At 65.9% G+C, this 425-nt stretch carries 1 pseudogene; it reads right to left on the bottom strand.

The window, feature by feature from the left end:
* Positions 1-425 (bottom strand): annotated as a pseudogene (locus tag ADK55_RS19975) (GMC family oxidoreductase); the annotation flags it as partial.

Consider the following 425-nt stretch of genomic DNA (forward strand, 5'->3'; position numbering starts at 1 on the left):
GAAGAACACCTTGTCGGCCGTGACGGTCTTGGTGGCCACGGCGTCACCGGTCGTGTTGAGCTGCTCGATGACCACCGTGTAGCCGCCGCCGGTCGTGGGGGTGACCGTGGTGACCTTGTGCAACGGCGAGATGCTCACCCTCCCGGTCGCCCTGGCAGCCGCGAGGTAGGTCTTCTGGAGCGACTTCTTGCCGTTGTTGTTGCCGTAGAGGATCTCGCCGTCCAACGCCGACTTGGTGGCAGTGCCGGCCGCCTCCTGTTTCATGTAGTCCCAGTCGTACACGTCCGGCACGAAGACGAAGGGGAAGTTGGAGCGCTGCGCGTGCTTGCGGCCCACACGGGCGAACTGGTAGCAGCTCACCGTGTCGAACCAGGCCGGGTCGATGAGGCCCACCCCGAGGCCGGAGTTGGCGCGCGGGTAGTAGG

This window comes from Streptomyces sp. WM4235, assembly GCF_001279725.1.
Classification (GTDB): domain Bacteria; phylum Actinomycetota; class Actinomycetes; order Streptomycetales; family Streptomycetaceae; genus Streptomyces.